The sequence below is a fragment of the Streptococcus sp. GMD4S genome (assembly GCF_000296955.1).
The window spans coordinates 1-1,148 of sequence record NZ_AJRE01000257.1 but is presented as its reverse complement, the minus strand read 5'-3'; the positions used below and the strand labels follow the sequence as shown (position 1 = coordinate 1,148).

Below are 1,148 nucleotides of genomic sequence, written 5' to 3'. Positions count from 1 at the left end.
TCATCTTCGCTAATCTGACCATCAATAGCAGTCGCAATTTCAATGGCCATAATATACATAGCTCGTTTATCAACAGTGAGAAGGTCAAGGTGGGTAGAAGCAATTCTTAAACATTCACCTTTCTCACGAAAATCCGACATCATTGCATCTTCGTAATCTAGCTGTATATATTCTGACTTATGGGATAAAAAATCATATTTTATCCCTTCCTTTATTTGGACACTCCTCCATCTAACATCATGAGTTTCCTTGTCTAATTCTAAGTGAATAGAAAGTTTATCGATTGGTAAATCTAGATACCCAGCATACGATAAATCTGGCTCTATTCCATCTTTTTTCTCAAACCACATCCTTTTCGCTAGTTCCATGTAATCAAATGGAATTTCTTTGGTGTAATCGCCTTTGATGTATAGTCTCACTCGTCTTCCTCGCTAATCTGACCATCAATTGCAGAAGCTACCTCGACTGCCATGATATACATAGCTCGTTTATCAACCGTTAAAATATCCGTATGTGTCGTAGCAATCCTAAGGTTTTCTCCACGTTCTCTCCCATCAGTAATAAAATCATTTTCAAATTCCAATTGAATGTTTTCATCAGAAAACGAAGTCCAAGGATTGCTCTTATCGTATGGTATATGATTCCATCGTTTATCATTAAATCGCCATTTATCAAATTGAACTCCAAAAAAGAAATCATCCTGTAACATAGCATCATCACCAACATTGGAGAAACTTATTTTCTTGCCATTCCGTTCCTTAAACCACATCTTCCAAACAAGCTCTCTAGTTGTGAAGTCTATTTTTTTCGTAAAATCACTTTTGATATATAGTCTCATAAATCTGAGATATCGCCTCCATGTGCTAGTATATATTCTTTTCGACGATTGGCTTCTTCCTCCCAAAGAGGGTCGTCTACCACATCCATCGTTTGAATTTCAGTCAAACTTAGTTCATTTGCTTCTTCAAAAGTTAGAGATAGAATAGCCTCGTGCTTTTTCCTAAACTCCTCGACTGTTAGCCATGTCTTCTTATTATCCTCGCTAATTTGCCCATCAATCACCTTTGCAATCTCAAGCGCCATAATGTACATAGCTCGTTTATCAACTGTCAAAACTTCTAGATGGGTGGTTAAAATACGGAGATAGT

At 36.8% G+C, this 1,148-nt stretch carries 1 protein-coding gene and 2 pseudogenes; all 3 read right to left on the bottom strand.

Going from position 1 to position 1,148, the window contains the following annotated elements:
* Positions 1 to 419 (bottom strand): hypothetical protein (locus GMD4S_RS09170; RefSeq protein WP_001242080.1); only part of this gene is annotated, 419 nt, incomplete at its 3' end.
* Positions 419 to 838 (bottom strand): annotated as a pseudogene (locus tag GMD4S_RS09165) (hypothetical protein); the annotation flags it as partial. The pseudogene GMD4S_RS09165 and the gene GMD4S_RS09170, both read right to left, overlap by 1 nt.
* Positions 835 to 1,148 (bottom strand): annotated as a pseudogene (locus tag GMD4S_RS13560) (hypothetical protein); the annotation flags it as partial. The pseudogenes GMD4S_RS09165 and GMD4S_RS13560, both read right to left, overlap by 4 nt.